The sequence below is a fragment of the Winogradskyella bathintestinalis genome, from assembly GCF_030407435.1.
Classification (GTDB): Bacteria; Bacteroidota; Bacteroidia; order Flavobacteriales; family Flavobacteriaceae; genus Winogradskyella; species Winogradskyella bathintestinalis.
On the sequence record NZ_JASDDK010000004.1, the window covers coordinates 191470 to 216900 of the forward strand.

23 protein-coding genes are annotated in these 25431 nt (G+C 33.2%); 7 read left to right on the forward strand and 16 right to left on the reverse strand.

Annotation, left to right across the window (positions count from 1 at the left end):
- Positions 1-113 precede the first annotated feature (113 nt).
- Complete coding sequence (gene uvrB / locus QMA06_RS12080; RefSeq protein ID WP_290207119.1) at positions 114-2117, forward strand: excinuclease ABC subunit UvrB; 2004 nt, start codon at positions 114-116, stop codon at positions 2115-2117.
- Positions 2118-2478: 361 nt separating this feature from the next.
- Here the strand turns inward: uvrB and QMA06_RS12085 are convergent, their stop codons facing one another.
- Positions 2479-2880: a TerB family tellurite resistance protein gene (locus QMA06_RS12085; protein ID WP_290207121.1), complete on the reverse strand. Its 402-nt coding sequence runs from the start codon at positions 2878-2880 to the stop codon at positions 2479-2481.
- A 142-nt stretch (positions 2881-3022) separates the two neighbouring features.
- Here QMA06_RS12085 and QMA06_RS12090 point away from each other — a divergent pair, with 142 nt between their 5' ends.
- From QMA06_RS12090 to QMA06_RS12100, 3 genes are all read left to right on the forward strand, one after another.
- On the forward strand, positions 3023-3832 hold the full coding sequence (locus tag QMA06_RS12090; protein ID WP_290207122.1) for an alpha/beta hydrolase: 810 nt from the start codon (positions 3023-3025) through the stop codon (positions 3830-3832).
- A gap of 16 nt (positions 3833-3848) precedes the next feature.
- The gene (locus tag QMA06_RS12095; protein WP_290207123.1) at positions 3849-4097 is read left to right on the forward strand and encodes a DUF1456 family protein; all 249 of its coding nucleotides are present in this window, start codon (positions 3849-3851) and stop codon (positions 4095-4097) included.
- Positions 4098-5021: 924 nt separating this feature from the next.
- Positions 5022-5567 carry an HNH endonuclease signature motif containing protein gene (locus tag QMA06_RS12100; RefSeq protein ID WP_290207124.1) on the forward strand — a complete coding sequence of 182 codons (546 nt, stop codon included), beginning with the start codon at positions 5022-5024 and terminating at the stop codon, positions 5565-5567.
- A gap of 277 nt (positions 5568-5844) precedes the next feature.
- On the opposite strand, the gene sucC is transcribed toward QMA06_RS12100, so the two are convergent.
- Complete coding sequence (gene sucC, locus QMA06_RS12105) at positions 5845-7035, reverse strand: ADP-forming succinate--CoA ligase subunit beta (protein ID WP_290207125.1); 1191 nt, start codon at positions 7033-7035, stop codon at positions 5845-5847.
- 104 nt (positions 7036-7139) lie between these two features.
- Positions 7140-7796: a hypothetical protein gene (locus QMA06_RS12110; protein WP_290207126.1), complete on the reverse strand. Its 657-nt coding sequence runs from the start codon at positions 7794-7796 to the stop codon at positions 7140-7142.
- A 68-nt stretch (positions 7797-7864) separates the two neighbouring features.
- Here QMA06_RS12110 and lysA point away from each other — a divergent pair, with 68 nt between their 5' ends.
- Both lysA and QMA06_RS12120 read left to right on the forward strand, forming a co-directional pair.
- Positions 7865-9112: a diaminopimelate decarboxylase gene (lysA, locus tag QMA06_RS12115; protein ID WP_290207239.1), complete on the forward strand. Its 1248-nt coding sequence runs from the start codon at positions 7865-7867 to the stop codon at positions 9110-9112.
- A 90-nt stretch (positions 9113-9202) separates the two neighbouring features.
- A complete protein-coding gene (locus QMA06_RS12120; RefSeq protein WP_290207127.1) occupies positions 9203-10240 on the forward strand; it encodes an AI-2E family transporter in 1038 nt (345 codons plus the stop codon).
- A gap of 202 nt (positions 10241-10442) precedes the next feature.
- Here the strand turns inward: QMA06_RS12120 and QMA06_RS12125 are convergent, their stop codons facing one another.
- The 12 genes from QMA06_RS12125 to QMA06_RS12180 form a co-directional block, all read right to left on the reverse strand.
- Positions 10443-11678, reverse strand: a complete 1236-nt coding sequence (locus QMA06_RS12125) for a hypothetical protein (protein ID WP_290207128.1) — start codon at positions 11676-11678, stop codon at positions 10443-10445.
- Between the two features lie 117 nt (positions 11679-11795).
- Positions 11796-11981 (reverse strand): peptidase associated/transthyretin-like domain-containing protein, encoded by a 186-nt coding sequence (locus QMA06_RS12130; protein WP_290207129.1) that lies wholly within the window; start codon positions 11979-11981, stop codon positions 11796-11798.
- Positions 11982-12013: 32 nt separating this feature from the next.
- On the reverse strand, positions 12014-12580 hold the full coding sequence (locus QMA06_RS12135; RefSeq protein ID WP_290207130.1) for a hypothetical protein: 567 nt from the start codon (positions 12578-12580) through the stop codon (positions 12014-12016).
- A 57-nt stretch (positions 12581-12637) separates the two neighbouring features.
- A complete protein-coding gene (locus tag QMA06_RS12140; protein ID WP_290207131.1) occupies positions 12638-14041 on the reverse strand; it encodes a M20/M25/M40 family metallo-hydrolase in 1404 nt (467 codons plus the stop codon).
- Positions 14031-14912 carry a PPK2 family polyphosphate kinase gene (locus QMA06_RS12145; protein WP_290207132.1) on the reverse strand — a complete coding sequence of 294 codons (882 nt, stop codon included), beginning with the start codon at positions 14910-14912 and terminating at the stop codon, positions 14031-14033. The genes QMA06_RS12140 and QMA06_RS12145 overlap by 11 nt, the downstream gene beginning before the upstream one ends.
- A 12-nt stretch (positions 14913-14924) precedes the next feature.
- Positions 14925-16088, reverse strand: coding sequence for a sigma-54-dependent transcriptional regulator (locus QMA06_RS12150; RefSeq protein ID WP_290207133.1), 1164 nt, complete (start codon positions 16086-16088; stop codon positions 14925-14927).
- A gap of 2 nt (positions 16089-16090) precedes the next feature.
- Positions 16091-16975, reverse strand: coding sequence for a DUF6268 family outer membrane beta-barrel protein (locus QMA06_RS12155; protein WP_290207134.1), 885 nt, complete (start codon positions 16973-16975; stop codon positions 16091-16093).
- Between the two features lie 23 nt (positions 16976-16998).
- Entirely contained in the window at positions 16999-17877 is an 879-nt protein-coding gene (locus tag QMA06_RS12160; RefSeq protein WP_290207135.1) for a mechanosensitive ion channel family protein, read from the reverse strand.
- 3 nt (positions 17878-17880) lie between these two features.
- Positions 17881-19194: an ABC transporter permease gene (locus QMA06_RS12165; protein WP_290207136.1), complete on the reverse strand. Its 1314-nt coding sequence runs from the start codon at positions 19192-19194 to the stop codon at positions 17881-17883.
- 2 nt (positions 19195-19196) lie between these two features.
- Complete coding sequence (locus tag QMA06_RS12170) at positions 19197-20123, reverse strand: ABC transporter ATP-binding protein (protein WP_290207137.1); 927 nt, start codon at positions 20121-20123, stop codon at positions 19197-19199.
- 509 nt (positions 20124-20632) lie between these two features.
- Positions 20633-21751, reverse strand: coding sequence for a molecular chaperone DnaJ (gene dnaJ, locus QMA06_RS12175; RefSeq protein ID WP_290207138.1), 1119 nt, complete (start codon positions 21749-21751; stop codon positions 20633-20635).
- A gap of 50 nt (positions 21752-21801) precedes the next feature.
- Complete coding sequence (locus QMA06_RS12180) at positions 21802-22356, reverse strand: nucleotide exchange factor GrpE (protein ID WP_290207139.1); 555 nt, start codon at positions 22354-22356, stop codon at positions 21802-21804.
- Between the two features lie 241 nt (positions 22357-22597).
- Between QMA06_RS12180 and QMA06_RS12185 the strand changes: the two genes are divergently transcribed.
- The gene (locus tag QMA06_RS12185; RefSeq protein WP_290207140.1) at positions 22598-23251 is read left to right on the forward strand and encodes a YceI family protein; all 654 of its coding nucleotides are present in this window, start codon (positions 22598-22600) and stop codon (positions 23249-23251) included.
- Between the two features lie 419 nt (positions 23252-23670).
- Here the strand turns inward: QMA06_RS12185 and QMA06_RS12190 are convergent, their stop codons facing one another.
- Positions 23671-24996 carry a DUF5723 family protein gene (locus QMA06_RS12190; RefSeq protein WP_290207141.1) on the reverse strand — a complete coding sequence of 442 codons (1326 nt, stop codon included), beginning with the start codon at positions 24994-24996 and terminating at the stop codon, positions 23671-23673.
- Between the last annotated feature and the right edge of the window lie 435 nt (positions 24997-25431).

The following is a 25431-nucleotide window of genomic DNA, read 5'->3' on the forward strand; positions in this document are numbered from 1 at the left end:
AAACACCTATTTGAGACCCTAGTATTCTTTAAATGAAATTTACTGCCGAGTAACTATTAATTACTGAAATAAAAAACATTTAAGAGCTTAATTCTTATTCGTAACTTTGCTTTATGCGATTTAAAATTGAATCAGAATTCAAACCCACAGGAGACCAGCCAAGTGCTATTAAACAATTAGCAACAGGTATAGAAAACAAAGAAAAATACCAAACCTTGTTAGGCGTTACAGGGTCTGGAAAAACCTTTACCGTAGCTAATGTAATTGAAAATGTACAGCGACCAACATTGGTGTTAGCACATAACAAAACGTTAGCAGCACAACTCTATTCAGAATTTAAACAGTTCTTTCCAGACAATGCGGTGGAGTATTTTGTATCCTATTACGATTATTACCAGCCCGAAGCATACATACCGGTTTCAGGGGTTTATATAGAAAAGGATCTATCCATAAATGAGGAAATTGAGAAGATGAGATTGAGCACCACCTCTTCCCTACTCTCTGGTCGCCGCGATGTAATTGTTGTGGCTTCCGTGTCTTGTTTATACGGTATTGGGAACCCTGTAGAATTTCAAAAAAATGTAATTTCTATTGAGCGTGATCAAGTTATATCGAGAACTAAATTATTGCATCAATTGGTACAAAGTTTATATGCGAGAACTGAAGCTGAATTTAAAAACGGAAACTTCAGAATTAAAGGGGACACGGTAGATGTATTTCCTGGTTATGCCGACCATGCCTTCAGAATACATTTTTTTGGCGATGAAATTGAAGAAATTGAAGCTTTTGATGCTCGCACAAACGAAATTGTAGAACGTTATGACAGATTGAATATCTACCCCGCAAATATGTTTGTAACTTCGCCTGATGTGCTAAATGGGGCTATAAGAGATATCCAAGATGATTTGGTAAAACAACATGATTATTTTAAAGACATCGGAAAACACCTCGAAGCGAAACGATTAAAAGAACGTACGGAATTCGATTTAGAAATGATTCGCGAATTAGGTTATTGCTCTGGTATTGAAAACTATTCTCGCTATTTAGATGGTAGATTGCCAGGCACACGGCCCTTCTGTTTGTTAGATTATTTTCCCGATGACTATTTAATGGTGGTCGATGAAAGCCACGTGACTATATCTCAGGTGCATGCAATGTATGGAGGCGATCGTAGCAGAAAAGTGAATTTAGTAGATTACGGTTTTAGACTTCCCGCAGCTATGGACAATAGACCTTTAAAGTTTGAAGAATTTGAAGCGCTTCAAAATCAGGTTATCTACGTTTCAGCTACACCTGCAGATTACGAAATGCAAAAAACGGATGGAGTTTACGTAGAGCAAGTTATTCGGCCAACGGGTTTATTAGATCCGGTTATTGAAGTGCGTCCAAGTTTAAACCAGATTGATGATTTAATAGAAGAAATACAAACGCGTGTTGAAAAAGACGAGCGTACTTTGGTAACTACGTTAACCAAAAGAATGGCTGAAGAGTTGGTAAAATACCTCACCCGTATTTCTATCCGTTGTCGTTACATCCATAGTGATGTTGACACTCTAGAACGTGTAGAAATTATGCAAGATTTAAGAAAAGGAATTTTTGATGTGTTGGTTGGTGTGAATTTATTGCGTGAAGGATTAGATTTACCTGAAGTTTCTTTAGTCGCCATTTTAGATGCGGATAAAGAAGGATTTTTACGCTCTAACAGATCCTTAACCCAAACCGTTGGTAGAGCTGCAAGAAACCTTAACGGCAAAGCAATTATGTATGCTGATAAGATTACAAAAAGTATGCAGCAAACTATTGACGAAACTGAATACCGACGTGAAAAGCAAATTGCTTATAACACTAAACATAATATTACTCCACAGGCTTTAAAGAAAAGTTTAGATAGCGTATTAGCAAAAAATTCGGTAAGTACATACCGAACAGAATTAGATGCGAAAATCGCGGCCGAACCAGAAAGTGAATATTTAAATAAAGGCGAACTTGAAAAGAAAATACGGGAACGTCGAAAACTGATGGAACAAGCAGCGAAAGCCTTAGATTTTTTAGAAGCGGCTCGTTTTAGAGATGAAATCACAGCTTATCAGAGTAAGTTGGAAAAGCTGAAGGTTTAAAGCTTGGTTGGTTGTTGGTTGTTGGTTGTTGGTTGTTGGTTGTTGGTTGTTGGTTGTTGGTGAAAAGTATAAAATTGACGGAAGATGGTGGACGGATGTAGGGAAATCTTGCGCAGAGGCGTAAGGAGATTATATATCAAAAACTAAATTTCAAAACTGTAAGCTGAGGACGTTTGAAGTGAACGGAATGTAAGAGACTGACGCGGAAAATTACATAAAAAAAATTGAGCAGAGATTCATGAATATTGCACCGAGGATTCACACAGCAATTAGAGACATGTCTTCAATTACTCAATAACCCAATAACTTATTTTTTTTCAACAATAACCCGTCGAAGACGATCAACTCTGAACAGTGAACATTAATTATACTGCACCTTAAAAATATCAATTAAAAAATCAGGTGGAACAATCTTATTAGGAAAACTATCCATCAAATCCAAAACTCTATTTATAGATTCATGACTTAACCCCATACGCAAACCGAAATTATGTATTTTTACCAATTGTTTGGAAGATACTTTATGATCTAGATTCATCAAAAGCACAAGTCTATGAAATTGGACTATTCGTTCGCTATGCGATTTTAAATGTACATAGGTAACGGGGTGTTCAAAAAGATATTGAAAATCTTCTTTGGAGATATCTAATTGTTTTGCAATACTGAATAAAAAATTATATTCAATAGATTTTATATTTTCATCTGTTTGAGCGAATGCAATCATCTCAGAAAGTAAGCTCAATTTTTCAGCACGGTTTATCATAATTGAGAAGCTATTATTTAATAATGTAAAGTTAAAGACTTGTATTATTTTATTGTCGTTGATATAATGTATCTTGTCGAAAAATTACACGTAATTTGTCGATTTTTTTCAACGTTTATCAATATTAGAAACTTGTTAAAGCATGAAATTCAGGTATTTATACATGCTAATTCTAGCATTTATTATAAATAAAGTAGGCGCTCAAAGCACTGCATCTAAACAGGTTACGAAATTTGAGATCGCAAGCCCGCAACTTAATGCATTAAAAACTATTTGGGTTTATTTACCTTCAGATTATAAAAATTCTAAAAAATCGTATCCTGTCTTATACATGCACGATGCGCAGAACTTATTTGATATTGCTACGGCTTATGCTGGCGAATGGGAAATCGATGAATACATGGACTCCTTATTGGTTAACAAAAGTATTATCATTGGCATAGAACACGGCAACGAAAAACGTATTGATGAGCTTACTCCATATGAGCACAAAAAACATGGTGGCGGACAGGGTGAAGCATATGTGTCCTTTATAAAGCACACTTTAAAACCACACGTCGATGTGGCATACAGAACAAAATCTGAAGCTAAAAACACAACTATTATGGGGTCGTCGTTAGGTGGTTTAATTTCATTTTATGCTACGATCAAATACCCCAAAACCTTTGGAAACGCTGGGGTATTCTCACCAGCCTTTTGGATAAACCCTGAAATTTTTGATTTAGTAAATACTACGGACATACCAGAATCCTCAAAGTTTTATTTCGTAGCAGGTACAGATGAAGGGGAAACTATGCTTCCGAAATTAGAAGAAATGATCAGCTTATTGAAATCTAAAGGAGTTAAAACCACTCAATTTGAATTCCATAGCATTGGAGGTGGACAACACAATGAGGAATTTTGGGCTCAGCAATTTGGAGAAGGCTATCAATATCTTATAATCAACAATTAAATACAAATAACGAACTATGACGAACAACGACATTTTTAAAAAACTAAGAGTAGCGCATAAGCTAAGAGACGACGATATAGTAAAGATATTAGAATTAGTAGATTTCCGAATTTCTAAAAGTGAGCTGAACGCCATGTTTAGAAATGAAGACCACCCTAAATTTATGGCATGTGGCGACCAAATTCTTAGAAATTTCCTCAATGGATTGATTATTCATTTACGTGGGCCGATGCCAAAAAAAGGAGAGAAAAAGAAAAAAGAGTAAGCATTAGTTTTAAATATTCAGTGATAAATTGGGAATTATAATTAATCTTAGTCAACCAAAAAATTTAATTTAGTTTGATCTGTTTTTACTAGGATCATTTAAAATAAGTAGCGTAATTCATAAGTTGTGCATAATTAAACAAAAACTATAGTCTAATTAATTACCATAGGTTTCTTAATTATTATAGGTGAAATATTTTATTAGATATATAAAGTTGATATAAGACTACTTAATGTCTAAGGATGCAATTTATTGGTACAAAAATGTTCACATTATAATTGCTGATTATGAAGATGTTATAACTTCATATTAATATTAATCACTATCGCACATTTTATTTAAAAGCAGAAAATTTAGATAAAGCATACGTAAAGAGTAATTTTGATAAATCTAAATTTTGAGAAAAGGACACATTAAACTTTAATTCAAAACGAATTAAAATAAATCCCATTTGACTTTTACGACGTATATGCAAGAAAATTTAATAATAGAATTAAATAAAACGGGAGAAATCTATTCCATTTAAAGCCTTAACTCAAATTGGAAATTCTTTGTATAACGCAATAAATGTATCACTTTACGAAATTGACTATCCTAACGTAAAATTTAACAAATAAATACGCTAGGAAAAGTCTTGTTCGTATTTGAAAATTCTAGGCATCACATACATCCCGATCAATCAGAAAAATTTCAGAATACCATAATTCAAGTTTTAGAAAATAATTAAACAGCGGAACAAACGCTAAATATAAAACCGTTAATAATTAATTTTTAAGATATAGACTAACGTCCTCAACCCTAGGCATGGGGCTTGCATATTTTCTATCTGCGAATTATTTGTTAACTTAGTGCGAAAAACAGGTAACGCAATCATACACAAATACGTTATCCACCATTTAAAAATAAAAGAGAAAAAAGCAGAAAATGATACGAAATTATTGGAAAGAAGAATGGAAAGAGATTGAATTTGACGACAAAATTTCAGAGGAAGAGAAATTTAAAATTTCTAACTACGGTAGAATTTTAAACTGTAAAACTGACGAAGAATTTCTTGTAAAAGAAACGTTTATAAACGGATATCAAAATTTGCCTTTAAAGCAAAAAAAGAATGGAAAACAAACAAGTAGATATGTACACAGACTTATTGCAGAACATTTTCTGGAAAAAAATAATGGAGTTTGTGTTATTCATCTAAATTATGACAAAACAGACAATCGCATTGAAAATCTAAAGTGGGCAACCAAAAGAGAAAAGGAACTTCATCAATTCCGCCATCCTGATTGGGAAGAAGTTGTTAAAAAACGAAGTAAAAATATTGGTAAGTTGAATGCAGGAAAAGTAAAAATTATTAAACGTCAATTAAAAAATAATAGAACTCGAATTAATATGATCGCCAAACGTTTTGGAGTATCTGAAACCCAAATTAAAAGAATTAAAACAGGAGAAAACTGGAGTTCTGTTACTGAATAAGGGCTAGATAATGGTTAGTCCTAAACAACTCACTAACTCTGGTAGCCACTGGACTTGCTAGATTTTCGATTCGGTTATTTTAAATTGACTAAACTATATGCTTAAGCACACAGCGGACTATATTATTATAATTATTTGGCCAAAGGTTTATTTCAAATATGTACTAATTAAAACTAAAAAGAGCAACAAATTAATGTTGCTCTTTTTATGTTATAATATTTGTTAAGTTATATACTAAAATGAATTCAGCATAAAAACTTTAAACAATAATCAATGTTTATCCTAAAACCTGTTGCACTTTATCAGCTGCTTCTTGGAATTCAGTAGCACTCATAACATCCAATCCAGAATTGTCAATTAATTCTTTAGCGATGTCTGCGTTGGTACCTTGTAAACGTACAATGATTGGTACAGAAATGTTACCCATATTTTTATAAGCATCAATAACACCTTGTGCTACTCTATCACAACGCACAATTCCACCAAAAATATTTATTAAGATAGCTTTTACTGCAGGATCTTTTAATATAATTTTAAAAGCCGCTTCTACTCTAGCAGCATCAGCAGTTCCACCAACATCTAAAAAGTTAGCTGGTTCACCACCTGCTTGCTTAATTAAATCCATAGTTGCCATTGCTAAACCAGCACCATTTACCATACAACCTACGTTTCCGTCTAAGTCCACGTAGTTTAAACCTAAAGCACCTGCTTCAACTTCAATCTGGTTTTCTTCACGTAAATCACGTAATTGTGCTAAATCTCTATGTCTATATAACGCATTAGCATCTAAAGTTACTTTGGCATCTACCGCCATTATTTTATCATCACTCGTTTTTAACACGGGGTTGATTTCAAATAAAGACGCATCCGATTTATCATAAGCTGTATATAAAGCGGTAACAAATTTGGTCATTTCTTTAAAAGCAGTTCCAGATAAACCTAAGTTAAAGGCTATACGTCTTGCTTGAAAAGGTAAAATCCCTGTAGCCGGATCAATTTCTTCGTTATGTATTAAATGTGGAGTCTCTTCTGCAACCGTTTCAATATCCATACCTCCTTCTGTAGAATACACAATCATATTTCTACCCGTAGCACGATTTAATAATACAGACATGTAATATTCATTTGGCTCATTTTCGCCAGGATAATAAACATCTTCTGCAACTAAAACTTGGTGCACACGTTTTCCTTCGGCTGAAGTTTGAGGTGTTACCAAATCCATTCCTATGATTTGACCTGCGATATCTTCAACTTCTTTTAGGTTTTTGGCCAATTTTACTCCGCCACCTTTTCCACGTCCACCTGCATGAACCTGTGCTTTTATAACATGCCAACCTGTAGCAGTTTCAGCTGTTAATTGCTTCGCTGCGTCGACAGCTTCTTTAGCACTTTGAGCAACAATACCACGTTGTATACGTACTCCAAAACTGCTTAATAATTCTTTTCCTTGATATTCGTGTAAATTCATTTTTGATAAGAAATTTATTGGTCAGACAAAAGTAAGCATACTAATAGTTTCTACCAATAATTTTTAAAATTGATTTAATTCGTTATAATAGGTAAGCTTCAAGTTCAATCAATTAATCGCTTTATGGCAGAAAATGCTTTGTCTACCAAAGGATCCTCTACAACTATCGTAAACTCATTGGTTGTGGAAACCACTTCATATAAAGTAATGTTTTCCCAAGCTAACCGTTTAAAAATTTGATAGTACAATCCTACGATTTTAGAATTCCCTTTTGGTAAATAAATGCTAATGGCAGATAATTTTTCTTGAAACCCAATTTGTGTTTCATTTTCGAAAGCGTTAAGAATATTGATTTTCTCTGAGGTTGAAATTATAATATTACTTTCAAACATACCTCGCGTAAAAGCATAAAATATCTGATGATTTTCACTTATTTGTTCTAAAATTTTTGAATGGCTATGAATCAGTGTTTTAGAATTCTGAAATGTAAAATCACTTAAATTTGAACGCACTGTAATATCCCCGATTTCATTAAATGTATGCTTCAACTTTTTCGAATTTTCCAAGTTAAGAGGTTGTTGATAACGGCGTAAAGCCATCATAATCGCACCATCCTTTACAGGTTTTCGTAGCATTTTTGAAATTGGAGCATTTAAATCTTTAGCTAGCGCAGAAAAATTAATAATCCCTCTAGATAAACCATCTTCTAAAAAGGGGCTTGCCACTATAATTTCCTGAACGCAAGATGCAATAGTTTTCATTTTGTAAATTATTTAACATTTTGTATAAAAATAAGAATATTTTAATATTTTTATGATTATAAAAAGGAATACATTTACTTTCGCCACATAACTTTAATACCACATACAAAATGAAGGAAAACACCTTATTAGAAATAGCGCAGGATTTTGGAAGTCCTGTTTATGTTTACGATGCTGAAAAAATAGAGTCACAGTACAAACGTTTAACAAAAGCATTCAGTAAGGTAAAACACCTGAAACTCAATTACGCGGTTAAAGCACTATCTAATATTTCTGTTTTAAAATTATTTAACAAATTAGGTTCTGGTATTGATACGGTTTCTATTCAAGAATTAAGGTTAGGATTAAAAGCGGGTTTTAAACCTGAAGATATTATTTATACACCAAATGGAGTTTCGTTAGAAGAGATTGAAGAGGCGGCAAAACTTGGAGTTCAAATAAATATAGACAATCTTTCTATTTTAGAACAATTTGGAACCAAACATCCTAAAGTTCCGGTGTGTATTCGTATAAATCCACATGTGATGGCTGGTGGAAATACTAATATTTCCGTGGGTCATATAGATAGTAAATTCGGAATATCAATACATCAAATTCCGCTTTTACTTCGAATTATTGAAAACACTAAAATGAATATCAACGGTATTCACATGCATACTGGAAGTGATATTTTAGATATTGATGTCTTTTTATATGCTAGTGAAATTTTATTTGAAACGGCGAAACACTTTAATAATCTTGAGTTTATTGATTTTGGTTCAGGCTTTAAAGTTCCCTATAAAAAGGGAGATATTGAAACCAACATCGAAGAACTGGGTGAAAAATTATCGCAGCGTTTCAATGAATTTTGTAAATCCTATGGAAAGGATTTAACCTTAGCATTTGAACCCGGTAAATTTTTAGTGAGTGAAGCTGGCGTATTTTTAGCCAAAGTTAATGTTGTAAAACAGACGACCTCAACCGTTTTTGCCCAAATTGATTCGGGCTTTAATCATTTAATAAGACCAATGTTATATGGTTCTCAGCACGACATTTTAAATATTTCTAATCCCAAAGGTCGTGCACGTTTTTATTCGGTTGTCGGTTATATTTGTGAAACTGATACTTTTGCCAATAATAGAAGGATTTCTGAAATAAACGAGGGAGATATTCTTTGCTTTAAAAATGCGGGTGCCTATTGTTACTCTATGGCAAGCAACTACAATTCCCGTTACCGACCTGCAGAAGTATTGCTTTATAAGGGCAAACCGCAGCTCATTAGAAAACGAGAAACATTTGATGATATTTTAAAAAATCAAATTGAAATTTCTTTGTAAAATTAATTTAACTGCGTTAATCTTTTGCTGATTTAGAGTATGTTTCCATAAGGTTTACAATTACCTTTGAGTAATATAATACTAGCCTTAATGAAACAAATTGCACCTAAGATAATACGTCAGATTTTTGTTTTACTATTAATCTTACTTACTGGTACCTTAATTTTTCGAGAATTACTGCCTTATTTGAGTGGGGTTTTGGGTGCCATTACCTTTTATATTTTGTTAAGAAAGTTGATGAAACGATTGGTAAAACGGCATAAGTGGAAACCTGCGTTAGCTGCCATTATGTTAATGGTCGTTTCGTTTATAGTCGTTCTAATTCCACTCGCTGGCTTTGGAATTATGTTAGGTAATAAAATTTCTGATGTCGCTAATAACAGTGAGAAGGTGATTGATGCTTTTAAAGAACAAACCGGTAGATTAGAAAGTAAATCTGGAATTGATATAAATTCTCAAATAGATACACAATCCATAACCTCATGGCTTTCTGAAAGTTTACAAAGCATGGCCGGAGATACGTTTAACTTATTCATAGCGCTCGGTTTAATGTATTTTATGCTTTATTTTATGTTAACCAATCGAAAAAAATTGCGAGAATCTTTACGCAATTACATTCCGATGAATACAAATAATCTCAACGAAATAGGTCTTGAAATACAAGCCATGGTAAAATCTAATGCTATTGGCATCCCTTTAGTTGCTTTGGCTCAAGGCATTATAGCATTAATTGGCTTTCTTATATTCGGAATTCAAGAACCCTTCTTTTGGTTTGTAATTGTTACTATTGGTTCAATGATACCCTTCGTGGGTACGCTCGTTGGTATTCTACCTGTATTTATTCTCACCTTATCTACTGGTCAATCATTTCAAGCGTGGGGAATCTTAATTTATGGTTTTGTAGTTGTTGGCTCTACCGATAATCTTATTCGACTTTACGTCTTAAAGAAATTAGATAATGTACATCCATTAGTCACGCTTATAGGTGTAATTGTTGGCGTGCCGTTGTTTGGCTTTATAGGTTTAATTTTTGGACCATTACTAGTTAGTATTTTTATGGCTTTAGTCAAAATTTATAGAGATGAGTATGGTAAATCTGTAGAAAGTCAGGCCGAAGACCGACTTTAGAACTAAGTCTGAAATAAGATAAGCTACAACCTTATTTCAGGTTCTAAAATTTCAAACATTCATTACGTGATGAATTTTTTTGTATACTGATTGGTTCACTTTATTATATACCTATAACATATAAAACCAAATGCTGGCTAAGTTATGTAGAAACGGTACACTAATTTTAGGTGTAATTATACTTTTATAAACACCAAATTCTCTAATCGAACTTGCTTTCTTTAATTTGTTTTAATGGCGAGTTTAACCAATAATCGTTTATATCTACAGCATTTAATGGTGCGTGTCTAAGTGACTTGCCTTTATTTAAATAATTTAAATTACCCGGTGATTTACGATCTACAAATACACGTTGCACGAAAAGTTCTCTAAATTGATAACCTTCAATTTTTGATTTTCCCATTGTAAACCCTAGAATATCCTCAAAATTTTTGAGTTTCAGATCAAAGAAAGCTCGATCGACAGCGTTTTGATTATTCAAAAAATCCGAAATTTGATTTTTAAACTTTACTTCAACCGTTTTCGGTGATGTGAGATTTAGTCTGTGAATGGATAAATTTTTATCATTAAACGCTAATTTAACATTGTTACTTTTTTCTAAGGATTCTTTAGCTATAGCTCTATTGAACTTAATAATAAATGAACCGCGGTTTTTATCGTAAAATGAACTTTCAATCTTTAAGGCGTCATTTTCTGTAATAAAAAAGTTATTATTAAATGTAATGTAGTTTAAATACATTTTATTATTCGCTTGTCTTTTATATTCTATGTTAATATTGAAAACTAATTTCCTCGGTCTGTTAGAAAATAATTTGTAATTAAACCGATGTATTGAAAAATCGTCTTTGGCGACATAAATAGTTCCATTGGCTGTGTAATTATTACCTGCTAGATTTTGTTTCGATGAAAACTGAATCTTATATAGTTCTTCGTCATCTAAAAAGACGATTCCTTGGTTATAAAATTTATGATTTTTAACAAAGTCTTTTTCCAAAATATATACAAATGAAAAACTACCAGTATTAAAATTTCTAATTGGATTATGAATATCTAATAACGTTAGTTCATTATTAATACTGCTTCCCATTTTCCCCGCTCTAATCTGTTTAGAAGTGTTGTAGACGGCATTGCTTAACAAAGTATCTTGAATATAATTCGGATTTAATTTATAACTATATAATGCTGTGTTATTTAGTGGATCGCTAATTTTATGCGTTCGAAACCCTTGATCAAAAACTTCTACTATGCCTTCATTTAAGTTGACATATTCTTCATCTACAAATTGATAATCTCTATAATAACCAATGTATGAAAACGGTTTGATGGGGTGATTATCTTCAATAAGCGTTATGGCTTTCTTTACGATTTGCCAAGCCGATAGTTTCTTTTTCTCTTTGGCGTTTATAACGACTTCATTAAGCGATTCAGTTTTGGGCACGAGATAAATTGTATGATATGGCTTAGACGTTAACGTTTCAAGTTTTAACCGTTTTGTACTGTAACCAATACAGCTTATTATAAGAATATCGTTTTCATTCTTATATCGAATAGGTATCTAGAAATCGCCGAGAACATTAGAAACAGTACCCTGTTTATTATTAGCAAACTGAATGGTGGCATACGGAACGGCTTGTTGCGATGCTTTATCGATAACTCTAAATAATAGATCTTGTTGCGCTTGTGCAGTAGACGTAAAACAACCAAATAAAACCAATAAAGTAAACAAGTGAAAAGCACGCATCTTTTGAATTTTATGAGCCGTGAATTAGATTCCTACTCGCGAAGTTTACCTGTAAAGAAATTCACTTTCGGGTTTATAGGATTTCCAGTTGTACGTCGATAAATGGATAATTGTCCGCAATGCCAAATCGCATCGGTTATCGGTCCATTGATTTGATTCCAGAATGGGAATTCACGTTCACCAAATTTAATTTTAAACTGTGAAACGTCATCACTGTTTCTTAAAATATCTGCTGCAGATTTAAGGTTATGTAATGTTTTGGAGCGCAGTTCTAAATAATTTAAGTCGTTGTCATTACTTGAATTAGAGCGATTCAAAGTTGCATTGACGATAATTTGAGATAAATCGTAAATATGCTGAATCGTCTCAAACGACGTTCTTCCGTCAGCATTTGCTTTAAAATTTAGATCCTTTTCAATTAAACTGTCCGAAGCCCAATAAAACCGAAAACCCAGAGCATCCACCATTCTCGCAGCTATTGTACTCGCCGTAATCTCTTTTGGGTATTCTGGCATTTCAGAATATGGTAGCTTTTCTACCGTTTGGGTAAACGACAGTTGCCATATGAGAAATATAAAAACAAGTACAATGTGCTTCATGTTAATTAGTAAAAGTATATCATCATTATTAGGGCAACGCCAATGGTTGATATTTTATTAATCCTTTAGTTCTTTATTATTCTGAATTTGATTAATTCCATATTTATCAAACAGATATACTAGAGCTGTCATAGTAGCTGCACCTAATTCCAATTCGCGCTTATTAACGTGCTCAAAAGTATCGTTTGCCGCATGATGATGATCAAAATAACGTTGCGAATCTGGACGTAAACCGGCTAACACATTAGTCTCAGATTTTAATGGACCAACGTCTGCTCCGCTGCCGCCTAATTCAAAATAATGAATTAAATATGGCTTAAATAACATTTTCCAACTTAATATTTGTTTAAAGTTAGTGTCATTCGTCGCAAAAGAAAACCCTCTAGGAGTGAAACCTCCGGCATCACTCTCTAATGCAAAAATGTGATTTTCATTTTTTTCTTTAGCTACTTTAGCATATTCTGTTGCGCCTCGTAAACCATTTTCTTCATTCATAAATAAAACTACCCTGATACTTCGTTTGGGCTGAATACCGCTTTCTTTCAAAAGTCTTAAAACATCCATAGATTGTACTACTCCGGCTCCATCATCGTGCGCACCATCTCCTAAATCCCAAGAATCTAAATGACCTCCTACTAAAATATATTCATTAGGAAATTTACTACCTGTAATTTCACCAATTACATTATAAGATTGGACGTCTTCAAATTGCTGACAATTTTGTTTAAAATAAAATTGAAGCGCCTGATTTGATTTTAAAGCTTTACTTAATTTATCGGCATCATTTGTACTTATAGCCGCCGAAGGAATGCGCTGCTCCACAGGTAAGTCTCCATAACTCATACTGCCTGTGTGCGGTAGATCGTCTTGGCGCAAATTCATAGAGCGTACTATAACTCCTACAGCACCATACTTAGCTGCTTCCATCGCCCCGGAATAACGTTGATCTACACAACCGCCATACGCATTAAAAGTACTAATTAAATCGGCTTGCATAGGCCTATTGAAAAACACTATTTTTCCTTCAATATTTTCTTTACCTAATGTCTCTAACGCTTCCAATCCTTTTACTTCTATAACTTTTCCAGATATACCATCATCTGGTGTAGCTATAGACCCGCCTAAAGCACAAATATTGACTTCTTTCACAAACCCTGACGTTTCAAAATAAGCTTTCTCTTTTTCGCCTCTTTCCCATTTTGGAACCATAACAGGTTGTAACCATACTTTATCTAAGCCTAATTTTTCAAGCTCTTTCTTGGTATATTGAACGGCCAATTCGGCGTTTTCGGAACCCGATAATCGTCCTCCTATTTTATTTGATATATGGTCTAACCAAGCGTAACTTTTTCCATTAGTTAAAGATGTGGAAAACACTGTTTTTAAGACGGCTTCGTCCTCTTGTGCGTTAGTAATTGCTACGAAACAACATAGAATTATAGTTAATAATTTAGTTTTCATTTTTTAATTGGGCTTTATAAGAATCGATATTCGCTTTTTGATGTGCGGGTAATTCTGGTTCTTTAATATCTTGATATTCTTTTAACGTATCATAAAGAATTTTCGCGACGATATAGCGTGCGGTTGGTTTATCATCAGCAGGGATATTGTACCAAGGTGCGTGTGGTTTTGATGTTTTATTAATAGCATCTTCATAACAACTTTGATAGGTATCCCAATGTTCTCTTTCGTCTAAATCGTCTGGTGAGAATTTCCAGTTTTTACTCGGTTTATTAAGTCGTCTCAGTAATCTATTTTTTTGTTCTTCTTTAGAAATATTAAGAAAAAACTTAAAAATTATGGTGCCATTGTCGGCTATTCGTTTTTCAAAATTATTGATCTCTTCGAACCTTCTGGTCCAAAAAGAAGGTTGCACATCATCTAGTGTTTTAATACTAGGCATATTTTCATACATCAAATATTCTGGATGTACTCTGGTAACCAAAACATTTTCGTAATGTGTTCTATTAAAGATGCCAAATTTCCCTCGTGCAGGTAACGCCTTTATGTGCCGCCAAAGATAATCGTGCTTTAATTCTAAGTCTGTTGGTTTTTTAAAACTATGTGCGACAATTCCTCTTACATTAAACTCTTTAAAGACCTCACGAATTAAACTATCCTTACCTGCGGTATCCATACCTTGAATGCAAAATAAAACGGCATATTTTCCGTGAGCATACATAGTGTTTTGGATGTCTGCTAAATCTTCGCTAACGTTTCTTAATTCTTTTTCAATCTTTTTTTCGTTTTCATTTAAATCAAATGAAGTTTGTAAGTTTTCAATTTTAATTTGTTCTGAAATTTTAAAATCGTCTATGTGAATGTCTTTCATAATTTATAAAATTTATTTAGAAGCAAAAGCTTTGACATCACTTTCACTAACCTCTTTTTCTCCTAAAATTATTAATCGTTCTACCACATTGCGCAACTCACGGATATTACCTGTCCAATCGTAATTTTGGAGTAATTTAACTGCTTTATCAGAAAATGATTTTTTTGCAGTGCCTTGTTCTTTGGATATTTTTTCAGCAAAATAATTGATTAAAAGCGGTATATCATTTCGTCTGTCATTTAACGCTGGTACTTCGATTAATATAACTGCTAATCGGTGATATAAATCTTCTCTGAATTTACCCTCTTCTATTTCTTTCTTCAAGTTTTTGTTCGTTGCAGCGACAACTCTAACATTAACCTTTATGTCTTTATCACTACCGACACGTTGAATTCTGCTTTCTTGTAATGCCCGTAATACTTTCGCCTGTGCAGACAAACTCATATCACCAATTTCATCTAAAAAGATGGTACCTCCATTTGCAGCTTCAAATTTACCTGCTCTATCTTTTGCCGCAGACGTAAATGCTCCTTTAACATGACCGAATAATTCACTTTCAATTAACTCTGAAGGTATTGCTGCACAATTAACCTCAATCATTGGACCTTTTGAGCGTTCACTTTTTTGATGCAACCAATGTGCTACAAGTTCTTTACCTGTTCCGTTAGGACCTGTAATTAAAACGCGAGCGTCTGTGGGTGCAACTTTATCAATCATGTCCTTAATACGTGAAACCCCATCACTTTCACCTACCATTTCGTAGTTTTTGCTTACTTTTTTCTTAAGCATTTTGTTTTCTACCACGAGTTCTTTGCGGTCTAAAGCAATGCGGACCGTATTTAATAATCGATTTAGATCTGGTGGTTTTGAAATATAATCAAAGGCTCCCAAACGCATGGTATTTACGGCAGTATCTAAATCACCATGACCAGATATCATTACTACTGGTGTTTCTGGTTTAACCTTTTTCACAGCTTCGAGCACTTCAATACCATCCATTTTTGGCATTTTAATGTCGCAAAGCACCAAGTCGTAATCTTCCTTTTTAATTTTTTCAATGCCAACCAAGCCGTCTTGAGCTTCTTCTACTTGATAAGTCTCATTTTCTTCGGAGAGTATTTTAATCAATACACGACGTATGGCAGCTTCATCTTCAATTATTAATATTTTTGGCATAATTATATTTTAAATTTTATTCCTGTTCTAAAATAGAAAGTTCCTTTATCATCAATAGTATATATATCTTCACGTTCATTGTCTCTTAATCGATAATCATTAGAAATTGTATAAGCTACATAGCCATAATACATTATGTGATCCGTTATATAATGCTCATAGCCTAAGCCTCCTAAAATGGTTGTCATAGAAATATTTTCCGCTATTTTTCCATTTATCTCTTTATTTCCTTGAATATTCGCAAAGAAATTATCTAAAGTTAAAAAGGCTTGCACGTGACTGACGTCATTAAATTTATAACGAATATTGGTTTTAGGCACACCTAAAGTATAGGTCCAATCGGGGTGAAATTCTCTATAATAATTAAGAATTGGTAACGGATAATTTCGTCCTGGTGTGGTGGTATATTCTAAACCAATAATTAAACGATCTGGTTTACCACCATCTTCTCTATTCTTTGTTCTATCTCTTATTGTGTAAAGGTTACCAACATATATATAGTCGTCTGACGTAAGCTTAGTTTCAAAATTAGATTGCAATCTTGCACCAAGTTTTGCAGCATATATCCAACTGCCAGTACTTCTGTACAAATAACCTAATGAAGCCTCTACACGTTGCACACTTTTAAGATCGTCTGTTGGAAAAGAAACATTATCTAAACCTAAATCGATATAGCGATATTCACCGCCAACAACGATATAATTATTTTTCTTAAATTCTAACGGCAGTTGCAAAAAGGTTCTAAAACGATTAATACTGTTACTACTATTTTTATTCGGTATGTTTAAATATTCAATTCTGAATAAATCGGATGACTGTGCGTGTAACGTCAGTACCATCAGTAGTAAACTTACCGTTGTTATTGATTTTATCTTGTCTATAATCATCTAATGATTTTGTTTTATAAAGTTTATTTTTTTTCAATGATATGAATATCGCGTTGAGGAAAAGGAATACTCACATTATGTTCCCTGAATAATCTATCGATTTCAAAACGAATATCACTCTTCGGAAATTGTGCCTTAAAACTATCTGCTAACGTAAAAACAATTTTAAAGTTTAAAGAACTGTCTCCAAAATCTGTAAAAACGACCGTCGGTTCTGGTTCTGATATCACAGCTTCATGTGTTCTAGCGGCTTGTAACAATAATTTTTTCACCAATTGCACATCACTTCCGTAAGCAACACCTACGGCGACATTCTCACGGGTGGTGGTTCCATTTTGAGTCCAATTGTATAAACTATTTTCCAAATAGAGATGATTAGGAATTACTAATACTTTATTGTCTATAGTTACAGCCCTGGTGGTTCGTAACTTAATTTCTTCCACTCTGCCCACTTTACCATCTATTTCTATAATATCACCAACATGCACCGATTGATCTATTAAAATAAATACCCCAGATATAATATCCTGAAATAAAGTCTGTAATGCTAGACCGATACCAATTAAAAGTGCAGCAGATGCTGCAAAAACAGCGGTTACATTAATCCCGACATTATGTAATGTTATCAATAATATGATAGCATAAATAAGCCATCTAAAATAACCATAGAAAACACCGAATTTCCCTTTGTCCTCTTCTGGTAAATTTCGCGTAATAATTTTTAGTACAATTCGTAATACAATTGTTGTTAAAAATATGGCCGTTATAATAATTAAAAAATCGAGTATAGAAATACTAATATCCCTTCCCAAATTTAGATGTAATCCTAGGAAATTCTTAGTAACCTCCCACATTCCACTTTCGGTGATGGTCTGTTCAATATTTTCTAATTTTTGCACCATCAATTAATATTTCAACCATTTAAATAGTTCCTTATACGTTGGTTTTTTTCCATACATTAAAATTCCAACGCGATATATCTTAGCGGCAAACCATACGGCTAAAATAAAAGTTCCGATGAGCAGTACTAAAGATAAACCTTGTTGCCAAATTGGCACACCAAAAGGAATACGCATTAACATGACTACTGGAGAAGTTAATGGAATAAAAGAAAACACCGTTGAAACCGTGCCATGTGGATCTTCAATTACTGTGAAGACCCCCACATATACTGCTAAAATTAAAGGCATAAGAATTGGCAGCATAAATTGCTGTGTATCCGTTTCATTATCTACCGCAGCACCAATAGCGGCATATAAGGAACTGTATAATAAATAGCCTCCAATAAAGAAGAACATAAACGCAATGATTAGATTAGTCAATGGTAAATTACCAATTGCTATAATTACATTTTCTGCCATAGCTTGAGCACCATCTGCTTGCATAGCTTGATCCATCATTTCTTGTTGTGGAGAATTAATTTGTGCTAAATCAATTCCGAAAATAGACGACACAATAATCATTAATACACTTCCTAGTATTACCCAAATGGCAAACTGTGTAATACCGGCTAATGATGTTCCAATAATCTTCCCCATCATTAGTTGGATTGGTTTTACAGACGATATAATGACTTCAATTATTCGGCTTGTTTTTTCCTCAATCACACTCCGCATAATCATATTGCCATAAATAATAATAAACATAAATAATAAATAACCAGCTGCACCACCAAATGCCAGTTTAATAATATTATCTATTTTAGAACTTTTTTCACCTTCAAAACTCTCTTGTGCAATGTCAATATTTGTTTTTGAGGCTTCAATCTGTGCCATAGTAACTCCATCTTTTTGAAGTTTCAAATCCCTTAAACGCTTTTCTATTCTTTCTTCTAAACCAGATATTATACCTAGCGACGGCGATTCTTCTGAATAAAACTTTACGTTAGCAGAAGACATATCCATAGAGTCAACTCGTGCAATGTAAAGCAAGCCATAATCGTCTTTTTCTTTAACTAAAGCGATAGCATCGTTGAAATTTAAACCACTTAAATTGGTATAGGTCGTATTGTCTGTATTCTGAAATACGTCAGAAAGATATCCCGATTCGTCCAAAATTGAAATTGTACGCTGCTTATCGTTATTTAATTGCGACAAATAAGCGACCACTGCAACCAAAGCGATCATAATCAAAGGACTTAAAAACGTCATTACAATAAATGATTTATTCTTCACTTTTGTAAGGTATTCACGTTTTATGATTAAAGGTAAATGATTCATTTTTAATTATTTTTTACAGTTTGAATAAAAATATCGCTAGCCGAAGGTATCACTTCAACAAAGTGATGCACCTCTGCTTTTGCCGTTAAAAATGAGAGTAAATCATTAGGTGAATTTTGGTCGTCTAGTTTAATATTTAATTTTATATCATCATTCAGATTTTTAAAGGTGGCCGGCAGCACTTGAAACGTATTTTGAATTTCTGATAGCACCTTTTCTCTATGTAAAGACTTTAAACCTACTTCAAATGTATTTGTTTTATATTGACGTTTTATATCATTTAGTTTTCCATCTAATACTTTATTCGATTTATGAATTAGGGCTATATGGTCACATAATTCTTCAACAGATTCCATACGGTGTGTCGAAAAAATTACGGTCGCTCCTTCCTCTCGTAACTGTAAAATTTCATCTTTAATTAAATTGGCATTAATAGGGTCGAAACCAGAAAACGGCTCATCAAAAATCAATAATTTTGGTTGGTGGAGAACTGTGACAATAAATTGTATTTTTTGCGCTTGTCCTTTGCTTAATTCTTGGATTTTTTTATTCCACCAATCTCCAATCTCCAACTTTTCGAACCAATATTTTAGTCTTGTCCGTGCTTCAGATTTACTCAATCCTTTTAGTTGAGCTAAATAAAGGCATTGTTCACCTACCTTCATGGATTTATACAATCCGCGTTCTTCTGGCAGATAACCTATATCCCGGATATGCTCTGGCTTTAAGGGCTGACCATCTAAATGCACTGTACCTTGATCTGGCATCGTAATTTGATTAATAATACGAATTAACGTGGTTTTTCCTGCTCCATTAGGACCAAGTAAACCAAATATGCTGCCTTTTGGCACAGCAATAGACACTTGATTTAGTGCTTTAAATTTTCCGAAGTTTTTAGAAACGGAATTAGCAACTAATAAATCAGACATATATATTTAAATTTTTAAGGTGTAGTTAGATACATTTAAAATTAACTTTTATCACATGAATTATTGGAAAGCATAATTCATTATATCCAGCATAATTTTTTACTTTAGAAAATAATTTTAATGTTTATTGGGCATTTATACGTAAAGATATTAAATGTTCTAGATTTTGTATTAAAATGCCCTACTATTTGTATAATTATTACATATTTTCTTAACTCGTTTGACATATGCTTGCGGCATAAATTGCCATAACGAAGATTTGATATAATTATACGTTTTATTCAAAAGACAATATGGTCGCACAAATTAGCTACTTTTGGAAAGAGGAAGTAACAGAAGTAAGGGTAGTCTATAATAATAGATCTTTTTAATACATGATGGGTTATAAAAACAAAACCCACCCTTATGGTTAAACAAGGATGGGAAAAAATTGCTATGAAAAAGAAAAATTACCGCTAATTAGATTAGCGATAATTCAAATATAGTATTTTTTATTAAAATGATAGCCTTTATGAAAACATATCTTTTACTTTTTCAAAAAAAGATTTATCCGAACTTTCTGGTTTTGGTTCAAAATGCTCGTCATCTTTCATGCTTTCAAAAAATGCTTTTTGCTTTTTATTTAAGGTCTTTGGGGTCCATACATTAACATGAACTAATAGATCTCCTTTACCGTATCCATTGATACTAGGAATACCCTTACCACGAAGTCTTAATATTTTACCAGACTGAACCCCTGGCTCAATTTTAATTCTCACTTTACCAGTTACGGTATCAATTTCTTTAGAGTTTCCTAAGACAGCATCTGATAGACTTACATACATATCGTAATGCAGATTATCTCCTTCTCGTTTTAACGTAGGATGATCTTCCTCTTGGATAGCAACTAATAAATCTCCTGCAATTCCATTACCTGGAGCATCATTACCTTTACCCGTAACCTTAAGTTGCATACCATCTACAACACCAGCAGGAATTTTAACCGTTACAGTTTCTTCCGACACTTTTAAACCTTGAGCATCTGCATCCGACGGTTTTTTATCAATAACCTGTCCACTACCACCACATGTTTGGCAAGCAGCAGCCGTTTGCATTCTTCCTAAAATAGTATTGGTAACCCTTGTAACTTGTCCGGCTCCATTACAGGTACCACACGTTTTATAAGTAGTCCCTGGCGCCTGAACTTTTCGTTTTACTTTAATCTTCTTCTCTACTCCATTAGCCACATCTTCTAAAGTTAAGGTAACACGAATACGCAAATTACTACCTTTAACTACACGCTGTCTACCTCCGCCACCGAAGCCGCCAAATCCGCCTCCGCCACCAAAAGCACCACCAAAAATATCACCGAACTGACTAAAAATATCGTCCATGTTCATATTTCCGCCACCAAAACCACCATTACCATCAAAGGCCTGATGACCAAATTGGTCGTAACGTGCTTTTTTATCAGCATTACTTAAAACTTCATAAGCTTCTGCTGCTTTTTTAAACTTATCTTCCGCCTCCTTATCACCTGGGTTTTTATCTGGGTGATACTTTAGAGCCTTTTTACGATACGCTTTTTTTATTTCCGTTACCGATGCACTTTTGTCTATTTCTAATATGTCGTAATAATCTTCTTTCATCAACTAATTTATTCTTCAGTTTACATGAGTCAACCTCACACTTCAATATATTATTGGCCTATAACTACTTTAGGAAAACGAATGACTCTTTCGCCCAGTTTATAGCCACGTTCAACAACATCAATAATTTTACCTTTTAAATCCTCACTAGGCGCTGGAATTTGAGTTATTGCCTCGTGTTCATCCGCATTGAAAGTGTCACCTTGCTTAACTTCAATTTTAGACAAACCTTTTTGTTCTAATGTATTTACTAACTTATTGTAAATTAATAAAACACCTTTTCTTAATTCTTCGGCTTCTTTATCATCTTCAATATGTGACAAGGCACGTTCAAAATCATCAAGAACAGGCAACATTGACACCATTACATCTTGACTCGCTGTTTTAAACAACTCAATACGTTCTTTAGTAGTTCGTTTTTTATAATTTTCGAACTCTGCGAACAATCGCATAAATTTATCTTTCTCTGCGACCAATTGATCTTGTAATTGCTCTTCTGGAGTCCTTATTTCTTTTGTTTCTTCTAATTCTGACTCCTCTGTGGCAGTTGTTTGATCTTCAAACTGAGGATCTTCTACTTTAGTATTCTTATCTTTTTTACTCATCTTGAGTTCTATATTTTAAAATCTTATATTTTATACTATTTCTAATTTAAGATCTTTTCGTCTAAACCAAAAAATTTCATTTTGCTAGATTCTCTTAAATGAGAATTGATTTTAGATTTGCAAAAGTACTGCCATTATTATTAAAATGTCAAAATGTCATTAACATTTTTTTATCAATTTTGCGTCTTTCTATTTTCTATATTTGTGCTCTTAATAACCAAGAACACTAAAAAGACCAAAGATGAAAAAATCAATTTTTAAAATTTTTGCATTAACCGCTTTTATTACTTTTTCTAGTTGTGGAGAAAAAGCTAAAGAGGCTGAAACTAAAGATGCTCAAGATGCTGCTATGGCAAATGAGACCGCAATGACTTATAATGTTGACACAGAAAAGTCTACCATAAACTGGAAAGGTTTTAAGCCAACCGGTACACATGATGGTACCATTGCTATTAAAGATGGAAAGTTAGACGTTAATGATGGTACTATTGAAAGTGGAAATTTCACCATTGATATGAATAGTATAGTGGTTAAGGATATTCCTGAAGATGATGAAAATAATGCAAAATTAACTGGACACTTAACGAGTGCTGACTTTTTTGATGTAGAAGCACATCCTACAGCGACTTTCGAAGTTACTGGAATAGAAAACGTTGATGGCAATGCTATGCTTTCTGGTAATTTAACAATAAAAGAGGAGACGAATAACATTAGTATTCCGGTTAACACCGAAATTAATGAAGATACGATGACGTTAACCAGTGAAACCTTTACTATTGACCGTTCTAAATGGAATGTGAAGTATGGTTCTAAATCTTTCTTTGACGATTTAGGTGATAAATTTATCAATGACAATATTGAATTAACTATTTCTTTAGTGGCTAATAAAGCATAAGGAAATCTAAACTATTATTAGAAGAGCAGTCATAAAAATGGCTGCTCTTTTTTTTGTAATATCTATATAATATTAGGGATGTAATTATTCTGCATAACGTTCGAAAGCTTATATCTGTGTGTTTTCGTTTTAGCAGTGTTGGTTGAAGACATTGAAGGTTTAGTTTTAAGCAGCTTATTTATATATAACGCTGTAAAATACATGGTAAATAAAAAATCCCCAATATAGGGGATTCTTCATAAAAGCTGGCTTTTTTAATTCCCTACAATTAATAGTGACCAACTCTATTTAAATTATGACTAATGCATTTAATTCATCGTAAATTACAGATATAGCCACCATTGATTCATTTCTAATACCATTAGAATTAACTTTTGTTAAAAAGAGCTTTTAACGATATTATATACGTCTAAAAGGTCTTATTTTCTATACAAAGGAATTTTTAGTCCGACATAGACATCAGTTGTTTTAGAATTATCTGACAACAAATTTGTAATTACTGAACCCGAACCTACTGTCAGTGGTCCTAATCTTAAACCTCCCCCAAAAGAAACTTCACCATATTGTCTAAAACTCAGTGGTGCATAAAAACTAAACCATTTAGTTTCTAATCTAGGTGCCACCAATACGGTATTTAATACAGCGTTACTAAAGTCTGCGCCATCTTTCACTAAAGACAAATCTGCCTGTGCACTAACATAAAACTTTTTACTTATGCGATAATCAATTAATAAATGAAGTGCGGTTGGTAATTTTACTTTGGTAGCCTTGTCAGTTTCTATTCCTACATAGTTATCCTCTAAAAAATCTTCTGTATCTTCTTCAAAATTAGAGGTACTTACAGTCGCATCTAAGTTATAAGTTGAAAATTCAGTGTCACTATAATTTATAGAACCAATATCTGTTACAGACACTCCAACTTTCAATTTATAGGAATCTTTATAGCTAGGTAAAGTATCATTGTCTCGGTTTGGGTGCCATTGATAGGTAAAACCAACATCTAAGCCAAAACCAGATGTTAGTTCTTCGAAATCTATTTCATTGTCTTCAAAATCTCTACTAGAGCCGTAGTTTAATTCCCCTTCTGTAGTTAATGTTTCTGAAGATGCTGTGTATTGACCTCCCAATCCAGGACTACTCATAAATACGCTTCCCGCACCTTGTAAATACTTTAGCGTGGCTCCAGCTTTTAAAACGTGGTTGGGTTTGTCCATTAATATACGCCCATACGCCAATCCAATTTCTGCCCAAGCATGTATAGTACCATTTAGATCTTCAGAATCAAAATTGAAGTTCTCGCCGGTATCAAAATCATCGACAATGGCTTCGTACAGTTCTCCATTAATATTATTAATATTCAAATTAGCTCTGATTCTACTAACAATCCCAATACTACTTCTTTTACTAAGATTAAACATAAAGGAAGGTCCGATGACATCTGCATTAAAGAAAAAATTATTTGCGTCGCTTGGTGATTTCTCCGCATCTTCTTCAAAATCAAATCCGCCATCAGATTTTATGATATCGCTAACATTAATACCAAAATAATCGCTGCCGCCAAATACACTGGCAGAAAATAAATTAATATCAGCTCTCACATTAGAACCGACAATAGAAGAAGGATTGTAGACCGCTCCTTGAATGCCAGAATAATTATCAATTGAATGCCCCACATAACTTTGGGAAAAAGAGGCAATAAAGATTAAAAGAAAGACATTTAGAGTAAGTAGTTTTTTTAATTTCATAATAATATAAAGTTGATTAATAGCAATGTCGAATTTATAAATTATCGTTAAATCCTATTGTTTTTCTAGTTGTAATACACGTTTCTAAGATTAAAATTAATTAGGACTGATAAAATACCCGAATAGACTGTTAATAAGACAGATATATTTTAAAATTGATTTCAAAAATACATTTATTGATCTCAGATTTTAACCTATGAATCGATTAGATAAAAAAAATCAAATTTAAAAGACGAGAAAATAATTGTGAGCGCTTAATATAAGAAAGCGTCCATTCATTTTTTAGTAAGTTTCAAGATGAACAGACCTGAACGTATTACATGAAAATATATTTAATTGCAGCTATCATGCCGATAAACCCAATGAAGGCAATGAGCACCCAAACGGTACCTTTATAATAACGTTTATGAAGATGAAGATCTTTACGGTATTGAT

Bases quoted from the DNA above. Each gene is read 5' to 3' on its own strand.
- QMA06_RS12160 (WP_290207135.1), bottom strand. From the start codon at position 17,877: ATGGTGCAAAAATTAGAAAATATTGAACAGACCATCACCGAAAGTGGA.
- QMA06_RS12120 (WP_290207127.1), top strand. From the start codon at position 9,203: ATGAAACAAATTGCACCTAAGATAATACGTCAGATTTTTGTTTTACTA.
- QMA06_RS12130 (WP_290207129.1), bottom strand. From the start codon at position 11,981: ATGCGTGCTTTTCACTTGTTTACTTTATTGGTTTTATTTGGTTGTTTT.
- QMA06_RS12085 (WP_290207121.1), bottom strand. From the start codon at position 2,880: ATGATAAACCGTGCTGAAAAATTGAGCTTACTTTCTGAGATGATTGCA.
- QMA06_RS12170 (WP_290207137.1), bottom strand. From the start codon at position 20,123: ATGTCTGATTTATTAGTTGCTAATTCCGTTTCTAAAAACTTCGGAAAA.
- QMA06_RS12180 (WP_290207139.1), bottom strand. From the start codon at position 22,356: ATGAGTAAAAAAGATAAGAATACTAAAGTAGAAGATCCTCAGTTTGAA.
- dnaJ (WP_290207138.1), bottom strand. From the start codon at position 21,751: ATGAAAGAAGATTATTACGACATATTAGAAATAGACAAAAGTGCATCG.
- QMA06_RS12140 (WP_290207131.1), bottom strand. From the start codon at position 14,041: ATGAAAACTAAATTATTAACTATAATTCTATGTTGTTTCGTAGCAATT.
- QMA06_RS12145 (WP_290207132.1), bottom strand. From the start codon at position 14,912: ATGAAAGACATTCACATAGACGATTTTAAAATTTCAGAACAAATTAAA.
- QMA06_RS12110 (WP_290207126.1), bottom strand. From the start codon at position 7,796: ATGAAAACTATTGCATCTTGCGTTCAGGAAATTATAGTGGCAAGCCCC.
- QMA06_RS12155 (WP_290207134.1), bottom strand. From the start codon at position 16,975: ATGATTATAGACAAGATAAAATCAATAACAACGGTAAGTTTACTACTG.
- QMA06_RS12190 (WP_290207141.1), bottom strand. From the start codon at position 24,996: ATGAAATTAAAAAAACTACTTACTCTAAATGTCTTTCTTTTAATCTTT.
- QMA06_RS12095 (WP_290207123.1), top strand. From the start codon at position 3,849: ATGACGAACAACGACATTTTTAAAAAACTAAGAGTAGCGCATAAGCTA.
- QMA06_RS12185 (WP_290207140.1), top strand. From the start codon at position 22,598: ATGAAAAAATCAATTTTTAAAATTTTTGCATTAACCGCTTTTATTACT.
- QMA06_RS12090 (WP_290207122.1), top strand. From the start codon at position 3,023: ATGAAATTCAGGTATTTATACATGCTAATTCTAGCATTTATTATAAAT.
- sucC (WP_290207125.1), bottom strand. From the start codon at position 7,035: ATGAATTTACACGAATATCAAGGAAAAGAATTATTAAGCAGTTTTGGA.
- QMA06_RS12165 (WP_290207136.1), bottom strand. From the start codon at position 19,194: ATGAATCATTTACCTTTAATCATAAAACGTGAATACCTTACAAAAGTG.
- uvrB (WP_290207119.1), top strand. From the start codon at position 114: ATGCGATTTAAAATTGAATCAGAATTCAAACCCACAGGAGACCAGCCA.
- QMA06_RS12100 (WP_290207124.1), top strand. From the start codon at position 5,022: ATGATACGAAATTATTGGAAAGAAGAATGGAAAGAGATTGAATTTGAC.
- QMA06_RS12150 (WP_290207133.1), bottom strand. From the start codon at position 16,088: ATGCCAAAAATATTAATAATTGAAGATGAAGCTGCCATACGTCGTGTA.
- QMA06_RS12135 (WP_290207130.1), bottom strand. From the start codon at position 12,580: ATGAAGCACATTGTACTTGTTTTTATATTTCTCATATGGCAACTGTCG.